Origin of the sequence: Cellulomonas xiejunii (genome assembly GCF_024508315.1) — a bacterium.
Lineage (GTDB): Bacteria > Actinomycetota > Actinomycetes > Actinomycetales > Cellulomonadaceae > Cellulomonas > Cellulomonas xiejunii.
Genome location: NZ_CP101987.1, coordinates 1,515,543 through 1,537,261, shown reverse-complemented (window position 1 = coordinate 1,537,261; position 21,719 = coordinate 1,515,543). Strand labels below are relative to the sequence as shown.

General features: G+C 74.4%; 19 protein-coding genes. 10 read left to right on the top strand and 9 right to left on the bottom strand.

Annotated elements, in window-relative coordinates:
• Positions 1-3: 3 nt before the first annotated feature.
• Complete coding sequence (locus NP048_RS07075) at positions 4-300, bottom strand: WXG100 family type VII secretion target (protein WP_227577500.1); 297 nt, start codon at positions 298-300, stop codon at positions 4-6.
• A 429-nt stretch (positions 301-729) separates the two neighbouring features.
• Between NP048_RS07075 and NP048_RS07070 the strand changes: the two genes are divergently transcribed.
• Both NP048_RS07070 and NP048_RS07065 read left to right on the top strand, forming a co-directional pair.
• On the top strand, positions 730-1,779 hold the full coding sequence (locus tag NP048_RS07070) for an ice-binding family protein (RefSeq protein ID WP_227577499.1): 1,050 nt from the start codon (positions 730-732) through the stop codon (positions 1,777-1,779).
• 16 nt (positions 1,780-1,795) lie between these two features.
• Positions 1,796-2,419, top strand: a complete 624-nt coding sequence (locus NP048_RS07065) for a class F sortase (protein WP_227577498.1) — start codon at positions 1,796-1,798, stop codon at positions 2,417-2,419.
• 51 nt (positions 2,420-2,470) lie between these two features.
• Here NP048_RS07065 and NP048_RS07060 read toward each other — a convergent pair whose 3' ends face one another.
• Entirely contained in the window at positions 2,471-6,847 is a 4,377-nt protein-coding gene (locus NP048_RS07060) for a type VII secretion EssC family protein (RefSeq protein WP_227577497.1), read from the bottom strand.
• Between the two features lie 181 nt (positions 6,848-7,028).
• On the opposite strand from NP048_RS07060, the gene NP048_RS07055 reads away from it, so the two are divergent.
• The 3 genes from NP048_RS07055 (at position 7,029) to NP048_RS07045 (ending at position 9,746) form a co-directional block, all read left to right on the top strand.
• Positions 7,029-7,757: a class I SAM-dependent methyltransferase gene (locus NP048_RS07055; protein ID WP_227577496.1), complete on the top strand. Its 729-nt coding sequence runs from the start codon at positions 7,029-7,031 to the stop codon at positions 7,755-7,757.
• A 48-nt stretch (positions 7,758-7,805) separates the two neighbouring features.
• Complete coding sequence (locus NP048_RS07050; RefSeq protein WP_227577495.1) at positions 7,806-8,381, top strand: HhH-GPD-type base excision DNA repair protein; 576 nt, start codon at positions 7,806-7,808, stop codon at positions 8,379-8,381.
• A 102-nt stretch (positions 8,382-8,483) separates the two neighbouring features.
• On the top strand, positions 8,484-9,746 hold the full coding sequence (locus NP048_RS07045) for a DUF418 domain-containing protein (protein ID WP_227577494.1): 1,263 nt from the start codon (positions 8,484-8,486) through the stop codon (positions 9,744-9,746).
• On the opposite strand, the gene NP048_RS07040 is transcribed toward NP048_RS07045, so the two are convergent.
• The 7 genes from NP048_RS07040 to NP048_RS07010 all read right to left on the bottom strand — a co-directional run bounded on the left by NP048_RS07040 (position 9,727) and on the right by NP048_RS07010 (position 15,709).
• Positions 9,727-10,491, bottom strand: coding sequence for a hypothetical protein (locus NP048_RS07040; protein WP_227577493.1), 765 nt, complete (start codon positions 10,489-10,491; stop codon positions 9,727-9,729). The two genes, NP048_RS07045 and NP048_RS07040, sit on opposite strands and share 20 nt — an antisense overlap.
• A complete protein-coding gene (locus tag NP048_RS07035; RefSeq protein ID WP_227577492.1) occupies positions 10,488-11,483 on the bottom strand; it encodes an ABC transporter ATP-binding protein in 996 nt (331 codons plus the stop codon). Before NP048_RS07035 ends, NP048_RS07040 begins: the two co-directional genes overlap by 4 nt.
• A 196-nt stretch (positions 11,484-11,679) precedes the next feature.
• The gene (locus tag NP048_RS07030; protein WP_227577491.1) at positions 11,680-12,144 is read right to left on the bottom strand and encodes a hypothetical protein; all 465 of its coding nucleotides are present in this window, start codon (positions 12,142-12,144) and stop codon (positions 11,680-11,682) included.
• 2 nt (positions 12,145-12,146) lie between these two features.
• Complete coding sequence (locus tag NP048_RS07025) at positions 12,147-12,941, bottom strand: coenzyme F420-0:L-glutamate ligase (protein ID WP_227577490.1); 795 nt, start codon at positions 12,939-12,941, stop codon at positions 12,147-12,149.
• Positions 12,938-13,909 (bottom strand): TIGR03557 family F420-dependent LLM class oxidoreductase, encoded by a 972-nt coding sequence (locus tag NP048_RS07020; protein WP_227577717.1) that lies wholly within the window; start codon positions 13,907-13,909, stop codon positions 12,938-12,940. Before NP048_RS07020 ends, NP048_RS07025 begins: the two co-directional genes overlap by 4 nt.
• Before the next feature lie 106 nt (positions 13,910-14,015).
• On the bottom strand, positions 14,016-14,627 hold the full coding sequence (locus tag NP048_RS07015; RefSeq protein ID WP_227577489.1) for a nucleoside/nucleotide kinase family protein: 612 nt from the start codon (positions 14,625-14,627) through the stop codon (positions 14,016-14,018).
• A gap of 89 nt (positions 14,628-14,716) precedes the next feature.
• Entirely contained in the window at positions 14,717-15,709 is a 993-nt protein-coding gene (locus NP048_RS07010; RefSeq protein WP_227577488.1) for an EamA family transporter, read from the bottom strand.
• A 156-nt stretch (positions 15,710-15,865) separates the two neighbouring features.
• Here NP048_RS07010 and NP048_RS07005 point away from each other — a divergent pair, with 156 nt between their 5' ends.
• The 5 genes from NP048_RS07005 to NP048_RS06985 all read left to right on the top strand — a co-directional run bounded on the left by NP048_RS07005 (position 15,866) and on the right by NP048_RS06985 (position 21,692).
• Positions 15,866-16,417, top strand: a complete 552-nt coding sequence (locus NP048_RS07005) for a CGNR zinc finger domain-containing protein (protein ID WP_227577487.1) — start codon at positions 15,866-15,868, stop codon at positions 16,415-16,417.
• A 61-nt stretch (positions 16,418-16,478) separates the two neighbouring features.
• Complete coding sequence (gene valS, locus NP048_RS07000; protein WP_227577486.1) at positions 16,479-19,139, top strand: valine--tRNA ligase; 2,661 nt, start codon at positions 16,479-16,481, stop codon at positions 19,137-19,139.
• 167 nt (positions 19,140-19,306) lie between these two features.
• Positions 19,307-20,101: a transporter substrate-binding domain-containing protein gene (locus NP048_RS06995; RefSeq protein WP_227577485.1), complete on the top strand. Its 795-nt coding sequence runs from the start codon at positions 19,307-19,309 to the stop codon at positions 20,099-20,101.
• Positions 20,102-20,139: 38 nt separating this feature from the next.
• Positions 20,140-20,922 carry an amino acid ABC transporter permease gene (locus NP048_RS06990; protein ID WP_227577484.1) on the top strand — a complete coding sequence of 261 codons (783 nt, stop codon included), beginning with the start codon at positions 20,140-20,142 and terminating at the stop codon, positions 20,920-20,922.
• Positions 20,919-21,692 (top strand): amino acid ABC transporter ATP-binding protein, encoded by a 774-nt coding sequence (locus NP048_RS06985; RefSeq protein ID WP_227577483.1) that lies wholly within the window; start codon positions 20,919-20,921, stop codon positions 21,690-21,692. The genes NP048_RS06990 and NP048_RS06985 overlap by 4 nt, the downstream gene beginning before the upstream one ends.
• The last annotated feature ends 27 nt before the right edge of the window (positions 21,693-21,719 follow it).

Below are 21,719 nucleotides of genomic sequence, written 5' to 3'. Positions count from 1 at the left end.
GGCTCAGCGGCGCAGGCCGGCGGCGAGCTGGGCGTCGGCGTCCTCGAGGGTCGCCGCTGCCGCGCGCAGGTACTCGCCCAGCGACGTCAGCGCGGAGACGGTGTCGGTCGCCCCCTGGGTGAACTGCCGGTACGACTCGCCGAACGCGACCGACGCCTGGTCGGTGACGAAGCCTGACGACACGAGCGACTCGATGAACGACCGCAGCTCGCCCAAGCGGTTCGTGATCTCGTCCTGCCCGGCGGTCAGGCGCGTCGCCGCGTCCCGCATCTCCTGGTAGCTGACGTCGATGTTCGCCATGTGGCACTCCCCTGCTGCTCGTGGCGGCGGGGGCTTTCCCCGCCGTGGTGCCGCGCACCGGCGCAGACGCTAGCGAGTTTCGTCCCGAGTCGTCCGGCTTTGTCCACAGGCTCCGTTGCGCACCTCGGCCACGAGCGGCCACGACGAGCCCCACGTGCTCGTCTCGGACTCCGCGAGCACGAAGTGGTCGTTGCGCCGGGCGGTGCGCACGGCCTCGGTGAGCGCCTGCTCCGCGGGCCCCCCGGGGACGGCGACCTGCAGGCCAACGTGCGTAGCGAGGTGCGCGGGGACGGCGGACCTCGCTACGGCGACCGGGTGAACTGCGTCGTGCGCTGCACCACATCCGGTCCGCCCGGTGGCGCCCGGGGCATACCTTCCAGCGGGGGGCTCTCGGCTCCGACCTGTACCTGGGCAGCGAAGGAGCGCCATATGAGGATCACGACAGTCGCACGAAACCACGCGGGCCGACGGACGGCAGCCGTTGTCACGGTCGCCGCGGCGGTGGCCCTCGCGGTCGCCCTGGCGTCGAGCGCGCAGGCGGCCCCGGTCCGGGTCCCGCTGGCCACGGCGGACGCCTTCGCGATCCTCGCGGGCGCCGGCATCACGAACACGGGGTCGACGACCGTCGCCGGTGACATCGGCACGTCCCCGACGCCGTCGATCACGGGTGCGGGCTCGATCACGCAGACCGGCGCGACCCACGCGGCCGACGCGGTCGCCGACCGCGCCAAGACGGACCTCGTCGCCGCTTACGACCAGGCCGCGGGCCAGGGGCCGGTCGTCGCAGTGCCCGTCGAGCTCGGGGGCCTGACGCTGACGTCGGGCGTCTACTCCTCGGACGACGCGCTGGGCATCACCGGCACCCTGACCCTCGACGGGGGTGGCGACCCCGGTGCCGTCTTCGTCTTCCAGACCCCGTCGACGCTGATCACGGCGACCGACAGCACCGTCGCCCTCGTCAACGGCGCCCAGGCCTGCAACGTGTACTGGCAGGTCGGCAGCTCGGCCACGCTGGGCGTGCGGACGCAGTTCACCGGGACCGTCATGGCCCTGACGTCGATCACCCTCGAGACGGGGGCGACGGTCGACGGTCGCGTCCTCGCGCGCAACGGCACCGTGACGCTGGACTCGAACACGATCATCCGCTCGGCGTGCGCGACGCCCACGCCGAGCGCCTCGCCGAGCGCGAGCCCCGGCACGACCGCCGGACCCGTCCCCGGTGACGGCGCGAGCGCCGCTCCGGGCACGGGGTCGGAGGCCGGCACGGGCTCGGGGTCGGGCACGGCTGCCGGCACCGGCACGGGCGCCGGGAGCGGCCCGCAGGTCTCGCGCGTCCCGGTCGGCGGGGTGCAGACGGGCGACGGCAGCAGCGTCGGGTCGTCGGTCGGCGCACCAGTGGCGCTCGCCCTCGCCGGTGGTGTCGCCCTGGTCGCGGGCGTGCTGCGGCTGCGCGCGCGTCGTCCGTCCCCGGCGGCGTGACGCAGCCGGCCGGAGCATGAGGTGGTGGTCGGGTGCCGCGGCGAGCACGACCGTGCTCGTCGTGGCCCTGACCGCCTGCACCACCGCGCCGCCCGTCGCACCGGCGCCGACGCGGTCGGCCGCCGCCGTGCGACCCACGGCCTCCGTGGAGGCGTCGACGATCGCGTCGCAGCGGCCGCCGGTGATGGCGGCTTCCGCCCCCGTCCGGGTGGAGATCCCCGCGATCGGCGTCGACTCCGAGCTGATGCGGCTGGGCCTGCAGGACGACGGCACCATGGAGGTGCCGCCCGCAGGGTTCCCCGCGGGCTGGTACGACGGCGCGCCGACCCCGGGTGAGCTCGGCCCGGCGGTCATCGCCGGTCACGTCGACTGGACCACCGGACCCGGCGTCTTCTACGACCTCGCGCAGGTGTCCGTCGGCGACGAGGTCAGGGTGAGCCGCGCCGACGGGACGACGCCCGTGTTCGCCGTGACAGCGGTGGAGGAGCACCCGAAGGACGAGTTCCCGACCGCGGCCGTGTACGGCGACCTCGACCATGCAGGGCTGCGGCTGATCACCTGCGGTGGCGACTGGGACGGGTCGGTGCGCCACTACACGGCCAACGTCGTCGTCTTCGCGGAGCTCGTCCGCCCGGGCTGACCGCTTGGTTCCCGGACGTGGCGCCGCGCGCCCGGCCGCCGCGACGGACCGTCAGTCGGCGACGGGGAGCTGCACGCGCCTCATGCGCCCCTGTTCCACCAGCACGCCGCGCCCGGGCGGGAACTCGGCGCGCCCCATCCGGGGGAACGCCGTGCGGAACAGCGCGTCGCCGTCCATGTGGTCCGGCTGCAGCACCAGGCCGCGCCGCCCGTTGCGCACCTCGGCCACGAGCGGCCACGACGAGCCCCACGTGCTGGTCTCCGACTCCGCGAGGACGAAGTGGTCGTTGCGCCGTGCGGTGCGCACGGCCTCGGTGAGCGCCTGCTCCGCGGGGCCTCCCAGCAGGTCGGCGATGGCCTCGACGACCAGGACGACGGGCGTGCCGTCGATTGGCGCGGCGGTGAGCTGCGGCAGCAGGTCGCGGGCGAGCGACGCGATCTCCTCGGGGGTGCTCGCGGTGCCCGACCAGGCGACCCTCTCGCGCACCGGCGAGCGGCGCGCCCCGACGTAGTACAGCGACGCGTCGGGCAGCGCGCGGCGGAGCGCGTCACCGAGCGCGACGAGCGCGGTCGTCCGCCCGGAGCCCGGCATGCCTGCGAGGAGGAACGTGCCGCGCGGAGCGAACCCGCAGGGAGCGAGCGTGTCGTCGGCGATCCCGAGCACGGGCAGGCCGTCCACGGTGGCCGGCAGGGTGGCTGCTGCGACGAGCGTCGGAAGCCGTTGCACGGGGGGCGTCTGCGGGACCCCGGCCGCGCGCAGGCGGTGCGCGACCGCGCAGATCGCCGTCGACTGCTCGGCGGGTGCGCTGCGGCCGCCCGGGACGGCAACCTGCAGCTCGTCAGCCTCCCCGGCGAACACACCGCGACCCGGGGGCGACTCCGGGCGCAGCACGTCCTTGGGCACGTCGAGCACGCTGTACGCGCTCTCGTCCGCCTGCCGCAGCACGAGGCGCCGTGCGACGCTGCCCGCGAGCGACGTGGGCAGCGCGCCGGGCCGCTCGGCCGACATCGCGACGTGCACGCCAAGCGGCCGCCCCTCGGCGACGAGCCGCTGCAGCACGGACCACGCCCCCGTGCGTCCGGCGTCGGCCTCGTGCGCCTCCCGGAATGCGGCCAGCCCGTCGATCAGCAGCAGCAGCCGCGGCTCGTCCTGCCGTCCGCTCAGCGCGCGGTAGTCGGTGAGGGACCCGGCGCGGACGGCCGCGTAGCGGGTGGCGCGGTCGTCGAGCGCGGCGCGCAGGGTGCGCATCAGGCGTTGCAGCCGCTCGGTGTCCGAGCCGTCGACGACCGAGCCGACGACGGGCAGCTCCTCGAGCATCGCCAGGCCTCCCGACCCCAGGTCCAGGCCGTGGACGTGGACCGGCCCCCCCGCCCCGAGGACGCCGAGCGCCGCGCTGACGGCCAGTGTGCGCAGCGCGGTCGACTTGCCGGACCCGCTCGTCCCGAGCACGACCAACGACCCCTCGGCATCCGGGTCCCACACCCACGGGTGCTGCTCCTGGTGCGCCGGCCGGTCCACGACGCCCAGGACGAGACCGGGCCGTGCCGGGTCGACGACCTCCTCGAGCGCCCGCACGGGCGCGAGCTCGGGCAGCCACGGGCGGCGCGGCGGGGGGATCGCCGCGGTGCGCGCCGCGGCCCGCAACGTGCGCACGGTCCGCTCGAGGTCGGTCGGCCCCTCGTCGTCCGGGAGCGGGACGTCGACCGGAGTCGGGAGGTCCCAGGGCTCGCCCGGACCGAACTCCAGGCTCTCGAGCGCGACGGCGGCGCGCGGCGTCGTCGCGTTCGAGCGCCCACCGGCGTACCCGGCCTGGAAGAGCGCCAGCCGCCCGGGCCCGGTCCGGACCGCCCCCCGGCCGGGGACCGCCGGGTCGAACCCGGCTGCGAGCGGTGTGCCGAGGACGTCCGTCGAATCAGCCTCGTCGGCCATCCGCAGCGCGATGCGCAGGTTCGTGTTGGCGCGCAGGTTGTCCTTGATGACGCCCGCCGGCCGCTGCGTGGCCAGGACGAGGTGCAGACCGAGGGAGCGGCCCCGCTGCGCGACGTCGACGACGCCGTCGACGAACTCGGGCACGTCGGCCGCGAGCGCGGCGAACTCGTCCACGACGATGACGAGCGACGGTGGCGTCTGCGGGTCGCCCGTGCGCTCCAGCGTGAGGAGGTCCTTGACGCCCTTGCGCTGCAGCAGGTGCTCGCGCCGCCGCAGCTCGGCGCGCAAGGAGACGAGCGCGCGCCGCACGAGATGGGGTGACAGGTCGGTGACGAGCCCGACCGCGTGCGGCAGCTCCACGCAGTCGCCGAAGGCCGCGCCGCCCTTGTAGTCGACGAAGAGGAACGTGACCCGGTCAGGGCTGTGCGCCGTCGCCAGGCCCAGGACCCACGACTGCAGGAACTCGCTCTTGCCGGACCCCGTCGTCCCGCCGACGAGCGCATGCGGTCCCTGCGTGCGCAGGTCGAGCACGAACTGACCGGTCGCGCCCTGCCCGACGACGGCCCGCAGACCGGCGTCCCCCCGGCGCCGCACGGCGGGACCGGTCCGCGCCAGGACGGAACCGGTCTCGTGCCAGCGCTCGACGACCGCTCCGGGGTCGTCGGCGACCTCCGGCCCGAGCAGGCTCAGCTGCCCGACGGCGCGCGGCAGGTCCGACTCGTCGACGACCGGCGTCCCGTCGTCCACGACGGCGGCGAGGCGGCGCGCGAGGTCCGTCGCCGCGGGCACGTCGACGCGCTCGCACGTGACGGCGTCCCACCGGCCGTCACGTGTCCTGCCCACCCGTCCCCCGGTGTCGTCGACCGCGAGGAAGGCGCGGCACGCGGCGGGCAGCGCCTCGACCTGCGCCGCGCACCACAGCACGTGCACGCCGACGCCCGGGCCGTCCTCGGCGAGGCGGACCAGCCGCCCGCGCTCGGCCTGCGCGTCGTCCTCGACGACGAGGAGCACGGCGGGCTCGGCCGCCTCGCCGTGCCGCCCGAGGGCCTGCCGTGCCGCGACCAGCTCCTCGAGCGCCGTGACGACCCGGGTGGACGTCATCGGGTCGGCCGCCAGGTGGGGACCCGTCAGCGGGCTGTGCGGGGAGGCGACGTGCGGCAGCCACTTGAGCCAGTCCCACCGGTCCCGGCTGGACGACGACGCCACACCCGTGACGACGAGCTCGGAGGGCGCGTGCAGGCAGACCAGCTGAGCGAGGAGGGCCCGCGCGACGTCGTCCACCTGCGCGCGCGGACCGGCGACACCCACTGACCCGACGTCTCGCAGCGCGACCTCGACGGGCACGCCGTGCACGTCGGCGAACCGGTCGCGCAGCTGTTCCACCAGCGCCCAGTGCTCGGCGCTCGCTCGTCCGCGGGGAGGGAGCCGCAACGTCGTGCGGGACGTCGACGTGCCGACGCCCAGCCGCAGGGCCAGGAAGGCGGGCTCGCCGGGGCGCCGCGACCACAGCACGGGGCCGAGGTCACGAGCGGCGCGGACCGCCTGCCCGGTCGAGGGCAGCTCGCCCAGGCGAGCCAGCCGCTCCTTCTGCAGGTCCGCCGTCAGGTCCGCGTCGAGCGCGTCGAGCGACGTCCGGAACGCCGCGGTCTCCTCCTTGAGCCGCCGCCGCTCCGTGAACCGCTTGTCGACCCAGCCCGCGACGAGCAGTAGAGGGCTCAGGGCGAGGAACACGAGCGTCGTGGCGCGGGGCATGATCGCGTAGAGCACCGCGCCCATGACGACCGGGGCGGCCAGCGCCACCGCGGGGAAGCGTCCGGGCCGCGCCGGCTCGGGGGGTGCGGGCGCCTCCACGGTCCGCTCGGGGTGCACCGGCACGACCCGCGGGGACCGGTTGAACGCCACGACCGCCGACCCGTCGCCGGAGCCGTCCGCCGGCCGCACGCGCGTGAGCGTGAAGATGGTCTCGCCGAGCACCACGTAGTCCCGCGGCCCCACGACCGCACGCTCGACCCGGCCCCACCCGATGACGACCCCGTTCGACGACCCGGCGTCCACCACCTCGACTGCGTCACCGACGACCACCCGCGCGTGCGTCGTGGAGACGGTCGCGTCGGTGAGCCGCACGTCGCAGTGCCGTCCGCGCCCGACCGTCGTCGTGCCGCGCGGCAGGTGGACCTCGAGGCCGGCGTCCGGGCCGCTGACCACCGTCAGGCGGGCGTGCGCGTCCTGGGGCGCGACGCCCGTGCCGGACGGCTCGTCGACGACCGGCGTCAGGCCGACCGTCGAGCCTGCGCGCAGGCCCGCCTCGGCGAGGCCGGCGCGAGACGCCAGAGTGCGCGGCGCCCCGCCGTCCGGCGGGGAGAGCGCGAGGGTGACGGGGCCCGAGATGATCCGCCCGGCGACCGCCTCGGCCCGCACGAACGTGTCGGCGACGTCCGCGACCGTCGCGCCCGCGTCCGCGGTCACGACGACGTCCACCTCGACGGTGCGGTCCGTCACCGGGCGTCGGTACGTCAGTCGGGTCCGCACGTCGCTCCCTCGCTGGTCGGTCGGTGCTCGTCGACCGGAGGACGTCGGAGCGCGCCGAGGGTAGCGAGAAACGAGGGCCGGGTGTCCGGTTCGTCCACATCCCTCCCCGACGACCCTTGTGCGCACGCGCCCGTGCCTCGACGATGGCCCCGTGGCCCGCTCGACTGCCGACCTCGCCGCCTGGGACCGGTCCGCGCGGACGTACGCCTCGACGGTGGGCGGCCCCGACGACTCGTTCCGGCGCAGGTTCGAGCCGTTCCTCGACCGGTGGCTGCCCGCAGGCAACCCCCACGTGCTCGACCTCGGCTGCGGCCACGGGTGGCTCGCGGCATCGCTCGCGGCGCGTGGCGCGCAGGTGGTCGGTGTGGACGGCAGCGCCGAGCTCGTCGCCCGCGCGCGGGCCGACCACCCGGGCGTGCGGTTCGAGGTGGCCGACCTGACCGCGGGCCTCCCGGACGGCCTGCCGGACCACGCGGACGTGGCCGTGAGCCACATGGTGCTCATGGACCTGCCGGAGCTCGACCGGCTGCTGGCCGACGTCGCCGCCCGGCTCACCGACGACGGCGTGCTCGTCGCGTCGATCCTGCACCCCGCGTTCTTCCGCCAGCAGCCGGTGTACGACGCGCAGCGGCATCGGCGCGTCACCGGCTACCTCGGGCACGAGGAGTGGTGGATCGACGACTTCGGCGGGCACCGTCACTACCACCGGCCCCTCGCCTGGTACGTCCACCGCCTGCGCGACGCCGGCCTGGCGGTCGTGGACCTGGACGAGCCGCCGTCCCTCCCCCACCACCGCGCCCCGCAGGACGCGTGGACCGACGACGAGCGCTGGTTCGCCACGATCCCCACCATGCTGTCGTTCGCGGCACGTCGGATCTGAGGCCGGCACGCTCGACCGCCTCGACGGATGCTGCGCCAGAATGACGTCATGACCGACACGCTGTGGATGACCGGCGACGACGCCGCGGACCGGCTGCTGGACGACGACCCGTTCGCGCTCCTCGTCGGCATGCTCCTCGACCAGCAGGTGCCGATGGAGACCGCCTTCGCGGGGCCGGCAAAGATCGCCGACCGCATGGGCGGCTGGGACGTGCACCGCATCGCCGAGGCCGACTCCGAGCAGTTCGCCGCGCTGTGCGCCACGCCGCCCGCCGTGCACCGCTACCCCGGTTCGATGGCCGGTCGGATCCAGGCCGTCGCGCGGGCCGTCGTCGACGAGTACGACGGTGACGTCACGCGGATCTGGACGGACGGCGACCCCGACGGGCCGACCGTCCTGCGGCGCCTCAAGGCGCTGCCCGGCTTCGGCGACCAGAAGGCCCGCATCTTCCTCGCGCTGCTCGGCAAGCAGCGCGGCGTACAGCCCGCGGGCTGGCGTGAGGCCGCCGGTGCCTACGGCGACGACGCGTTCCGGTCGATCGCGGACGTCCGCGACGCCGCATCGCTGGGCAAGGTCCGCGAGACGAAGCGCGCCGCGAAGGCCGCCGCGAAGGCGGCCCGCTGACCTGCGCCTCCGAGCGGTCGCCTGGTTCCGCCCGACGACCGAGCGCAGAACCATCCGCGAGACCGACGCGCCACCACCGGCGTGACCGCCACGATGGGCGGCATGACGACGACGCCCCCCTCCTCGTTGCCGCACGCCGCGCCGGTCCCCCTGCCGGCGCCCGCGCACGCGCCGGTCGTGCCCGTCCCGGTCGAGCGCAGGGCGGTGGCACCGGACGTCGCGCGGGGCCTCGCGCTGCTCGGCATCGCGATCGCCAACGCGGTCGTGCACCTCTCGGGCGGTGTGGTCGGCCTGGGCATGCGGCCGGTCGACTCGTCCGGGCTCGACCGCGCCGTCGACGGCGTGGTCTCCCTGCTGATCGACCGCCGCACCATGCCGATGTTCGCGCTGCTGTACGGGTACGGGATCGGCGTCGTCGTGCGCCGGCGGGCCGCGGCGTGGGTGCCGTGGCCGGCGTGCCGTGCGGACCTGCTGCGCCGCGCGGCCGTGCTCGTCGCGTTCGGCGCCGTGCATCTCGTCCTGCTGTTCGAGGGTGACATCCTCGGCGCGTACGGCCTGGCGGGTCTGGTGGCGGTCCTGTTCGTGCGTGCCTCGGACCGGACGCTGCTGGTGACGACCGCACTGCTCCTGGCGGTCAGCGGGCTCCTCGGCGGTGCGTTGGGCGGCGCGGTCGTCCTCAAGGACGTCTTCGAGATGGGCGCCCTGACCGTCCCGTCCGTCGAGTCGCCCCTGTTCGCGATGGGCCTGCGCGCGATGAGCGGCTTCGTCGGCGCACCGCTCGGTGCCGTCATCGCGCTGCCGCTCGTCCTGCTCGGGCTGTGGGCCGCCCGGCGCGAGATCCTCGAGCGCCCCGCGGACCACGTCCGCCTGCTGCGCCGCACGGCCGTCGTGGGCCTGACGGTCAGCGTCCTCGGTGCCGTGCCGTTCGCGACCGCCGTCGCGCGGCTGCGGGACCCGTCGGTGCTCGACGCGTTCGGCTCGGCGATGCTGCACGAGCTCACGGGTGCCGCAGGTGGGGTCGCGTTCGCCGCGCTGGTCGGCTGGGCCGTCGCCGCCCGCGGCACGACGCTCGCGACCCTCGGACCGGTGGGCCGCGCCCTGCGCGCGGTGGGCACGCGGTCGCTGACCTGCTACCTGCTGCAGTCGGTGCTGTTCGTCCTGCCGCTCGCCCCGTGGGCCGGCGGGCTCGGGGTCCACCTCGGCTCGGCGCAGGTGGTCGCGTGGGCCGTCGGGGTGTGGCTGGTCACGGTCGCGGTCGCGGTGACGCTGGAGGCGGCCGGGCGCCGGGGTCCGGCGGAGTCGCTCTACCGGCGGCTCGTGTACCGGCGGACGCCGGCGGGAGGCGTCACGCAGCCTCCCGCCTGACCTGGAGGAACCACCCGAGGCCGAACGGCACGACGTACCAGAGCAGGAGGGAGGTGAGGACGGCGCCCGGTGCCGTTTCGGTACCTCCGAGCGCTGCCTGCACGGTCCCGCACGTCAGCCACTGCGCCCGGTCGCCCAACGCCACCCACAGCAGGGGATCGACGACGGCGGGGATGACGATCACCGCGACGACCGCCGCCGCGGTCCACCTCAGGAGCGCACCCCAGGCCAGGCCCAGGTAGATCCCCGAGCCGGTGGCCAGGAGCATCGCCAGCATCTCGTCGTCGAACGCCCCGAAGTCCACGGGCAGGCCCCGCAGGCTGAGCGCGAGCACTCCGACGAGCACGAAGGTCACGAAGGTCGCCGCGATCGTCGCGACCGCCAGCAGCGTCGTCGCCACCACCTTCGCGGCGAGGACGCGCGAGCGTCGTGGCACGAGCCAGAAGGTCACGAGCGCGGTGCGCTGGCTCCACTCCGAGGTCATGGTCATCACGCCGATGATCGGCATCACGACGCCGACGAGGGCGGCCGGCAGCACCGCGAGCTCGAGCGACGGCTCCGCCGACAGCACCAGGACGAGCAGCAGTCCGAGACCGCTCAGCCCGACGGGGATCGCGAGCGTCGCGCGAGCGGCTCGGGTGTCGACGCTCTTGCGCAGCTCGACGGCGACCAGCCGGCGGAACGGGATGGTGGTGACAACCTCGTCCCGCCGGAGGTCGGAGCTCACGGTCGTGGCCGCTGTCATCGCAGGTGCTCCTCGTCCGTTCCCCAGGAGGCGAGATCCAGCCCTCGGCGTGCCCGGAACTCGCCCTCCGTCAGCGCGAGCACCGCGTCGGCTAGCTCGCGTGACGTCGGGCGGAGCTCCAGGAGCACCGCGCCGGTCGCAGCCGCGATCTCGCCGATGCGCCGGGTCGAGGCGTGGGCGACGAGTGCGCCACCTTCCGCCCGGGCTTCGACGCCCGCCGCGAGGAGCGCCGTCAGCAGCTGTTCGTCATCCGTCGAGCGGCACAGCGCGGTCTCGGTCGACATCACGACGTGGGCCAACGGGGCGTCCTGCACGATGCGGCCACGATCGATGACGACCACGCGCTCGACCAGCGTGCTGACCTCGGCCATGAGGTGGCTCGACACCAGGACGCCACCCCCGTCGGCGGCGAACCCCCGGACGACGTCCTTGACCCAGCTGATGCCCTCGGTGTCGAGGCCGTTGAGCGGCTCGTCCAGCACCAGGTAGCGCGGACGACCCACGAGGGCCACGGCCAGTGCGAGCCGTTGGCGCATCCCCAAGGAGAGCGCACCGCTGCGGCGACGGGCCACGGCGCCGAGCCCGACGGCCTCGAGCATCACCGGGACCCGATGGCGCGGCGCGCCGATCGTCTGCGCGACGAGCGAGAGGTTCTCCTGGACGGTTCGGCCCCGGTGGACCGCCGAGGCGTCCAGGAGGACACCGATCACCCGGCCGGCGTTCGGCAGACGGTGGACGGGGGTGCCGTCCACGAGTGCGACGCCGGCGTCGGGGCGGCCCAGACCGCAGAGCATGCGCAGGGTCGTCGACTTGCCCGCGCCGTTGGGACCGAGGAACCCGACGACCTGACCCGGCAGGACCTCGAACGAGACGTCGTCGACGACCGTACGGCTCCCGTACCGGCGTGTCAGGCCGGACGCATGCAGTCCCTGCGACGCCGAGCGCGAGGACCCGCCGGCTGACGTCAGCGACGTCGAGGTCCCCTCGCCCACGGCACCTCCAGCGCGTCCATGCCCCGTCGCGCCGGTGCGGCGAGCGACCGCCGCAACCCTGGCAGCCCGGCAACTCACCGACCAGCGCATCCTGCATGGCGGACAGATGGGAGATTCCCGGCCGGTGTCGCGCTCCGGGGCCGGCGCCGTGCGCATCCGGTCGATCGCGCGCGCGACGCTCCCCCGCAGGTGCCCGTCAGGACGGGCGTCCCGCGTCCTCCTGCCGGTCGAGGACCCCGAGCAGCCACCCCGGCCCCACGACCGCGGCGCCGCCGAGGCGGGCACGCAACCCCCGGTCGGCTGTGACGACCACGGCCCGGGCACCGGCCGCCCGCGCCCGGACGACGACCTCCGCGTCGCCGTCGCGCGGCGCGAGGTGCACGGCGAGTCCGGGCACACCGGGATCGGTCGCCGCCCGCGCCTGCCCCTCGAGGACGACGTCGACCTGCAGCACCCGCACACCGGTGCCGTCCGGCAGCGAGGTGGTCACGTCGACGAGGGCACCGAGACGCCCGAGCAGCCGCGTCGCCGCGCCGGTGCGGTCCCGCCACCACCCGTCGGGCCGTGAGCCCACCACGTTCGCGGCGTCGACGACGAGCACGACCTCCCGCGTGGCTGCGGCGTCGGCGCGTGCCGTCGGACGCGGTCCCGGCTCCTCCACGCTCAGCGCCCGGGACGCTCGAGCGCGTCCTTCCACCCCTGCGCGTACGCCTCGGCGGAGCCCTGGTGGAACATGTCGTCGGGCCCCGTGCGCACCAGGACGCGGGCCCCGGGTCCGTCGTCGTCGGTGACCACGTGCCCCACCCCCCGCACCACGGCCACCGGACGCCCCGACGCCTTGCCCTTGACCAGCTCGGCAGCGCTCGCGATCTCGTCGGCGACCGCCGCCACGGTCATCGTCAGGGGCCGCCCGAAGGTGTCCACCTGGCCGCGCAGGTCGTCGAGGACCTCGACGCCGGCAGCGCCGATCGCCAGGTCCGTGACCCCATGGCGCCACGGGCGTCCCGCCGTGTCGGTCACGATGACCCCGACCCGCACGCCGAACGCGGCGGCCAGCCCGGCCCGCAGGGCCCGCGCCGACCGGTCGGGGTCGAGCGGCAGCAGCAGGACCGTGCCCTCGGGCGTGTTCGACGCGTCCACGCCGGCGGCGGCCATCACCAGGCCGAGGTGGTTCTCGACGATGCGCGTGACACCGCCAGGGTGCTCACGCGTCGCGACGACCCGCACGGTCTGCTCGGTGATCGCCCGTTCACGGTCGTCGGCGGCGACCACGCGCCCCTCGGCCTTCGACACGACCTTGCTCGTGACGACCACCACGTCCCCGTCGGCGAGCGCGTGCCCCGGGTCGGCTGCGGCGTCCGCCCGCAGGGACGCGACGAGCAGCGCGACCAGGTCGTCGCCCGGGACGACCTCGCGGATGCCGTCGGGCGCCCAGACGCGCAGCTCGCCCACGGTCATCGCGCGAGCTGGGGCAGCACGTCGCGGCCGAAGACCTCGATCCACTCGCGCTGGTTGCGGCCGACGTTGTGCAGGTAGATCCGGTCGAACCCGAGGTCGACGTACTTCTGGATCTCCGCGCGGTGCACGTCCGGGTCGGACGAGATGACCATGCGGCCCTCGAAGTCCTCGGGACGCACGAGCTTGGCCATCTGCTCGAAGTCGAACGGCGAGCGGATGTCGGCCTTGGGGAACTTCATGCCGCCGTTGGGCCACTCGTGCATCGCGTTGGCGAGCGCCTCCTCGTCGGTCGGCGCCCACGACAGGTGCAGCTGCAGCACCTTGGGCATCGCGTCGGGGTCCTTGCCGGCCTCCCGCGCACCCTCGGCGAACTTCCCGAAGAGCCCGGCGATCTTCTCGAGCGGCGCGCCGACCGTGATGATGCCGTCGGCGTGCCGGCCGGTGCGCTTGGCCGTGACGGGTCCCGCGGTCGCCACGAGGATCTCGGGCGCCACCTCGGGCATCGTCCACAGGCGCGTCGACTCGAGCTTGTAGAAGGTGCCCGAGTGCTTGACGTCCTTGCCTGCCAGGGAGGCCGAGAACAGCTTGTTGATGATGTCGATGGCCTCGAACATGCGGTTGATGCGCTCGGGCGCCTCGGGCCAGTAGCCGGCCACGACGTGCTCGTTGAGCGCCTCGCCCGAGCCCAGCCCGAGCCAGTGCCGTCCCGGGTACATCGCCGCGAGCGTCGCCGAGGCCTGCGCGACCATCGCCGGGTGCCAGCGGAACGTCGGGGCGGTGACGCCCGGCCCCATGTCCCCGGTGGTGCGCTCGCCGACGGCCGTGAGCACGTTCCACACGAACGACGACTGCCCCTGGGCGGGCACCCACGGCGCGAAGTGGTCCGCAGCCATGACGCCGGAGAACCCGTGCTGCTCGGCGTACGCCGAGAGCTCCACAGCCTCACGAGGGTGGAACTGCTCCAGCATGGCCGCGTACCCGACCGTCAGACCTGCCACGTGATGCGCCTCCCCGAGTGCTCGTCCCTGCCGACCGAGCCTAGCCCCGCGCCTGCGCAGGGCGCCCGGCCGGGCGTCAGCGCACGACGAGCGCGGGGTGCCGCGGGTCGTCGACGCGCGCGACGACGTCCGCGACGTCCTGCGGGCCGACCTCCTGCTCGTAGCGCGCGAACGCGGGAAGCTGCCACGCGCGGTCGGGCCCGAGCCGGCGCGCGAGCGTCGCGGGGCGCACGGTCAGGTGCACCGTGAGCTCGGCGTCGAACCACCGTCCCAGCAGCAGCTCGCCGTCGAGGACCAGGACCGCGCCCTCGGCCGCGCGCCTGCGGGGAGCACGCGTCGCCCGGTCGCGCTCGGGGTCCCACAGCGTCGGCAGGTAGGTCCCGTCGACGCCGAACGGGTCCAGCACCTCGCGCGCGAGCGCACGGGCGTCCAGGCGGTCCTCGAGGTACGCGTCCGGGTCCTCGCGGCCGTGCTCGTACCGCAGCGACGCCGGGCGCAGGAAGTCGTCGGCGTGCACGCGCACGACGTCGCGTCCCGCGGCACGCAGCGGCTCGACGAGCGCGTCCGCCAGCACCACGCCTGCACCGAGGGCAGCGGCCGCGTCGACGACGACCCTGCGCCTGCCGGGGGCGGCCAGCACCCGGTCGACGACGTGGGCAGCCAGCGCGGCCGGGGTCGTCGGGCTCACGTGCACGACATCACCCCATCACGTCCCGCGTCGTGCAGCCCGGGTCACGCGGAACCCGGCGTGGGAGCGGGCGTGCCCGTCGCCGACCGTCAGACGGGCTCGGCCGCGCGCTCGGGCGCGGGCTCGGGAGGGAGCACCGCCACCGCCGGTGGCGGTGCGGCCCCACGGCGCACGTCGCGGTCGGCACCCGTGCGCACCAGCGCCACGCCGGCGACGACGAGCAGGGCGCCCAGCCCCTGGACGAGCAGCGGCTGCTCCCCCAGCAGCACCCAGGCCAGCAGGACGGCCAGGAGGACCTCCGAGAGCGCCAGGAACGACGCGAGCCGCTCCCCCAGCAGCCGCACGGACACCGCGGACACCCCGTACGCGAAGGCCGTCGGGACAGCGCCGACGACGAGCAGCGGGACCGCCCAGTGCACCTGCGCGCCCAGCAGGTCGACCCGGACGTCGGGCGCTTCGACGGGGAGCAGGCCCACAGCGGCGAGCGTCCCGACGACGAGCGCACCGACCAGCATCGCCGCGCCGGCCAGGCTCACCGGCGGCAGCGTGATGGGGCGCGCGGTGAGCGCGAAGTACCCCGCGTTGCCGATGGCGGCACCGAACGCGAAGGCCAGGCCGAGCGGGTCGAGCTGCAGCGTGCCGGTGACGTCGAGCACGAGCACGAGGCCACCTGTCGCGAGCGCGGCGCCCACGAGGGTCGCGCGGGCGGGCGTCCGTCCCGTCCGCACCCAGCCCCAGAGCAGCAGGAGCAGGGGCCCCGTGTACTCGACGAGCAGGGCGACGGCCACGGGCAGCCGCTCGACCGCGAAGAAGTAGAGCGTCGAGGCGCCGGCCACGCCGAGGATCCCCAGGCCGACGACGGTGGCCCAGTCGGTCCGCAGCGCGGTCCAGCGCCCCCGCAGCGCCCACACCGCCGGCCCGGCGAGCAGCACCGCGCCGATGGCCAGGCGGACGACGATCGCCGCCCCCGGGCTCCAGCCCGCGGCGAGCAGCGGCTTGACCACGGGCCCGCTCGTGGCGAAGGCGAGCGCGGCGACGAGCCCCGCGACGATCCCGGCACTGCGCGCACCCGAGGTCTGCACCCGTGACTCCTGCGGCTCGACCCGTCGGCCACGTGGCACGCGGTCCGCGACGGGTGGTGGGACAGCGACCGGCGGCAACTGCGGGCCGGGACCGCTGTCAGGAGTCAGATGCTCCTATGCTCATGACGCTAGAGCGGCAACGCGACAGGAGTCAATGTGGTTTTCGCTCGTGACACCGAGATGAACCTGCTCGCCGCCGCCGAGCTGGTGAACACGTCGCGGCGCCGCGACGGCCACGACGCCCTGAGCACCGTCGCCGACCTGGACGCGTACTTCACGCGCTGGGGCTACACCGGCCGTCACGACCGCGACGACGCGGAGGTCGCGCAGGTGCGCGCGGCCCGCGACCGCATCGCCCGGTTGTGGGACGTCCAGCGCGACGAGGCGGCGGAGCTCGTCAACGCGATGCTGCACGAGGCCGACGCGGTCCCGCGCCTGGTCCGGCACGACGCGGTGGACTGGCACCTGCACGCCACGGTCCCGGACGCCGCGCTCGCGAGCGTCATCGTCGTCGAGACCGCGATGGGTGTCGCCGACGTCGTGCGGTCCGACGAGTACGCGCGCATGAGCCTGTGCGCGGGCGAGGGCTGCCGCGCGGTGCTGGTGGACCTCTCCCGCAACCGCTCGCGGCGGTTCTGCGACGTCAACTCCTGCGGCAACCGCGCTCACGTCGCCGCCTACCGCGCACGGCGCGCCATCCCCGGATAGGGCCGCCCGGGCGGCTCGCACGTGCACTGGCGGGGGTGTCGATCTGGGAGGATGGGTGACCATGAGCGACCAGACCCCCCGCACCGATACCCCGACGAGCGCCACCGCCGCCCGCCAGGTACCGGACAAGGTCTCGGTCGACGGACTCGAGGACCGCTGGTCGCGGACGTGGGCCGAGCAGGACACGTACACGTTCGACCGCACGGCCGAGCGTGAGCAGGTCTACTCGATCGACACCCCGCCCCCCACGGTCTCCGGCTCGCTGCACGTCGGTCACGTGTTCTCGTACACCCACACCGACGTGGTCGCGCGCTTCCAGCGCATGCGCGGCCGCGAGGTGATGTACCCGATGGGCTGGGACGACAACGGGCTGCCGACCGAGCGTCGCGTGCAGAACTACTACGGCGTGCGCTGCGACCCGTCGCTCCCGTACGTCGAGGGCTTCGTGCCGCCGCACAACGGCACCGACGGCAAGGCCGTCAAGCCGGGCGACCAGGTGCCGGTGTCGCGCCGCAACTTCATCGAGCTGTGCGAGCGGTTGTCCGCCGAGGACGAGCTCCAGTTCGAGGCGCTGTGGCGCCGTCTGGGGCTCTCCGTCGACTGGTCGATGACGTACCAGACCATCGGCGCGAAGGCCCGCGCGGTGTCGCAGCGCGCGTTCCTGCGCAACCTCGGTCGCGGCGAGGCGTACCAGGCCGAGGCGCCCGGCCTGTGGGACGTGACGTTCCAGACGGCCGTCGCGCAGGCCGAGCTCGAGGCCCGCGACTACCCCGGTGCGTTCCACAAGGTCGCGTTCCACCGCCCCGACGGTGAGCAGGTCGTCATCGAGACGACGCGCCCGGAGCTGCTGCCCGCGTGCGTCGCCCTCATCGCGCACCCCGACGACGAGCGGTACCAGCACCTGTTCGGGACGACGGTGACCAGCCCGCTGTTCGGCGTCGAGCTGCCCGTGCTCGCGCACCCCGCCGCCGAGCCCGACAAGGGCGCGGGCATCGCGATGTGCTGCACCTTCGGCGACCTGACCGACGTGCAGTGGTGGCGCGAGCTGCGCCTGCCGACGCGCTCGGTCATGGGGCGCGACGGCCGCATCCTGCGGGACACGCCGGAGTGGCTGACGTCCGACGCGGGCCGCGCGGTCTACGGCGACATCGCCGGCAAGACGACGTTCAGCGCGCGCGAGGCCGTCGTCGCCGGGCTCCGGGAGTCGGGCGACCTGCTGGGCGAGCCGGTCCCGACGCAGCGCAAGGCCAACTTCTACGAGAAGGGCGACAAGCCCCTCGAGATCGTCACGAGCCGCCAGTGGTACATCCGCAACGGCGGTCGCGACGAGGGCCTGCGCGACGAGCTGCTCGCCCGCGGCCAGGAGCTCGCGTTCCACCCCGACTTCATGCGCGTCCGGTACGACAACTGGGTCGGCGGCCTCAACGGCGACTGGCTGGTCTCGCGCCAGCGCTTCTTCGGCGTGCCGATCCCCGTCTGGTACCCGCTGGACGAGCAGGGCGAGCCGCAGTACGACTCCCCGCTCGTGCCGGACGAGGCCGCACTGCCGGTCGACCCGTCGAGCGACGTCCCGGCCGGCTACACCGCCGACCAGCGCGGCGTGCCGGGCGGGTTCGTCGGCGACCCCGACATCATGGACACGTGGGCGACGAGCTCGCTGACCCCGCAGATCGTGTGCGGCTGGCTCGACGACCCGGACCTGTTCGCGCGGACGTTCCCGATGGACCTGCGCCCGCAGGGGCAGGACATCATCCGCACCTGGCTCTTCTCGTCGGTGGTGCGCGCGCACCTGGAGTCCGGCTCGCTGCCGTGGAAGCACGCGGCGATCAGCGGCTGGATCCTCGACCCCGACCGCAAGAAGATGAGCAAGTCCAAGGGCAACGTCGTCACGCCCATGGGCCTGCTGGAGGAGCACGGCTCGGACGCGGTGCGCTACTGGGCGGCCAGTGCCCGGCTGGGCACCGACGCGGCGTTCGAGGTCGGCCAGATGAAGATCGGCCGCCGCCTGGCCATCAAGGTCCTCAACGCGAGCAAGTTCGTGCTGTCGTTCGGACCCGCGGACGAGCCGGTGTCGCTGGACCCCGCGCTCGTGACCGAGCCGCTCGACCGGGCGATGCTCGCCGGCCTCGCGGCCGTCGTCGACCAGGCGACCGCCGCCCTCGAGGGCTACGACCACACCCGCGCCCTGGAGCTCACGGAGACGTTCTTCTGGACGTTCTGCGACGACTACCTCGAGCTGGTCAAGGACCGCGCGTACGGTGCGGGCGCCTCGGACGCGGAGGTCACGTCCGCGACGGCCTCGGCACGCGCGGCGCTCGGACTGGCCCTCGACACGCTGCTGCGCCTGTTCGCGCCCGTGCTGCCGTACGCGACCGAGGAGGTCTGGTCGTGGTGGCGCGAGGGCACGGTGCACCGTGCGCCGTGGCCGACGAGCGACACGCTGCGTGCGGCGGCCGGCGACGCCGACCCGGGTCTCGTCGCGGGTGCGGGCGCCGCGCTCGCGGCCCTGCGCAAGGTCAAGTCCGAGGCGAAGGTGTCCATGCGCACGCCGGTCGAGCACGCCGTCCTCGAGGTGCCGGATGCCCTGCGCGCCGGTGTCGAGGCTGCACTCGACGACGTCCGCAACGCGGGCCGCGCGACCGGGACGCTCGAGATCGCGTCCGGGACGGGCGAGACCGTCGTGGCCCGGGACGCGCGCCTCGGGGAGGCCGTGGCCCGGTGACCCGCCGCCTGGCGCACGGCTCGCGCCGAGCAGGGCGCGGCCCCGCCCGGGCGTGCGCGAGCACGCCGTGCAGGGTCGGGACGGAGGTCCCTGGTGACCCCGCAACGGATAGGAATGATGAGTAGCGTATAGTTATGCGCGCACTGCTCCGCTCGGAAGGACCCCCCATGCGCCACCCCCTGCCCGTCAGCGCCCTGGCCGCTGTCGCACTGCTCGCCCTGACCGCCTGCTCCAGCGGGAACGACACGGCCGGCGACGACGGCGAGCTCGCGCTCGTGAACGACGGCACCCTGACCGTCTGCACGAACCCGCCGTTCGAGCCGTTCGAGTACGAGGAGGACGGCGAGATCGTCGGCCTCGACATGGCCATCACCGGTGAGATCGCCGCGGACCTGGGCGTCGAGTTGCGACCGCTCAACACGGGCTTCGACGCGATCGAGTCCGGCGCGGCGCTGAACGCACGCCAGTGCGACATCGCGGCGTCGGCGCTCACGATCAACGAGGCCCGCGAGAAGAACGTCGACTTCACCGACGCGTACTTCGACGCCGACCAGGGTGTGCTGGTCGCCTCCGGGTCGACCGTGACGGACGAGGCGGGCCTCGAGGGCGCGAAGATCGGCGTCCAGCAGGCCACGACCGGCGCCACGTGGGTCGACGAGCAGGGCCTCGAGGGCGTCCAGTTCGAGGACCTCGGCCTGCAGATCCAGTCGCTGCGCAACGGCCAGGTCGACGTCGTCATGAACGACGTCACCGTGCTCGAGGCGTACGCGGGCGACGGGCTCGAGATCGCGTTCGTCGTGCCGACCGGCGAGCAGTACGGCCTCGCGGTCCGCACCGGCAACACGGCCCTCCTCGACGCCGCGAACGCGACGCTCGAGCGGATCACGCAGGACGGCACGTACGACGAGCTCGTGGCCGAGTACTTCGGCACGGGCGAGCCGACGGCCGAGCCCACCGACTGATGTCGGTCGACCTCTCCGCGGCTGCCGGCCGGGCTCGCATGAGCCCGCGCCGGCGCGCCCGGGTGTCGCGGGGCGTGCAGTACGTCGTGCTGCTCGCCGTCCTCGTGCTGCTGCTGTCGACGGCGGACTGGAGCACAGTCGGCGAGACGATCTTCAACCCGGCCGCCGCCGGCGAGATGCTCGACCGGCTCCCCCGCGCGTTCCTCAACACCGTGACGTACACGCTCGCCGCGTTCGCGGTCGGGCTGAGCCTCGGCACCGTGCTCGCCCTGATGCGTCTGTCGTCGGTCGCGCCGTACCGCTGGATCTCGACGACATACGTCGAGTTCTTCCGCGGCATCCCGGCGCTGCTCGTCGTGATCGCCGTCGGGTACGCCGTGCCGATCGCGTTCGGCATCGCCCTGACGTCCATCATCGCGATCGCCGCCATCGCGCTGGGCTCGGTGTCCGCCGCCTACATCTCGGAGACCATCCGCGCGGGCATCCAGGCGGTCCCCCGCGGGCAGGTCGAGGCCGCACGGTCCCTCGGGATGTCGCACACCCGCACGATGCTCCAGGTCGTGCTCCCCCAGGCGTTCCGCACCGTGATGCCGCCCCTGACCAACGAGGTCCTGCTGCTGACGAAGGACACGTCGCTGCTCTTCGTGCTCGGTCAGACGCCGGCGTACTTCGAGCTGACCAAGGTCGGGCGTGACGCGCTGTCGACGGCGTCGGGCGGGCTCACGGGCCTGTTCGTCGTCGGTGCCTGCTACCTCGTCATCACCATCCCGCTCGGCATCGTCGCCCGCAGGCTCGAGCGCCGCACAGGAGGACACGCATGAGCGCCGACCCCGCACGGCCCGTCGTCCGGGTCCGGGACCTGCACAAGTCGTTCGGCGAGCACGAGGTGCTCCGGGGCATCGACCTCGACGTCCAGGCGGGTGAGGTCGTCTGCGTGATCGGCCCGTCCGGGTCGGGCAAGTCGACGCTGCTGCGCTGCGTGAACCTGCTCGAGCAGCCCACGTCGGGCAGCATCGAGCTGCTCGGCGCCGAGGTCACCGACCCCGACGTCGACATCGACCGCGTCCGCACGCACGTCGGCATGGTCTTCCAGCAGTTCAACCTGTTCAGCCACAAGACCGTGCTCGAGAACTGCACCATGGCGCAGCGCACCGTGCTGCGCCGCTCGCGCGCGGAGGCCGAGCGCGTCGCGCTCGCCAACCTCGAGCGCGTCGGCCTCGCCGAGCGGCCGGACGCGATGCCCGCACAGCTCTCGGGTGGGCAGCAGCAGCGCGTCGCGATCGCCCGCGCGCTGTCGATGGACCCGCAGCTCATGCTCTTCGACGAGCCGACGTCCGCCCTCGACCCGGAGCTCGTCGGCGACGTCCTCGGCGTCATGCGGGACCTCGCGGACGGCGGCATGACGATGCTCGTGGTCACCCACGAGATGGCGTTCGCGCGCGAGGTCGGCGACCGCGTCGTCTTCATGGACGAGGGCTCGGTCGTCGAGACCGGACCTGCCGACCAGGTGATCGGCGCACCCCGTGAGGAGCGCACCCGCACGTTCCTGCAGCGGGTGCTCGATCCCACACACCAGTCCCCCACGAGGTGAACGTCGCGGCGCTACTGTCGTGACGTC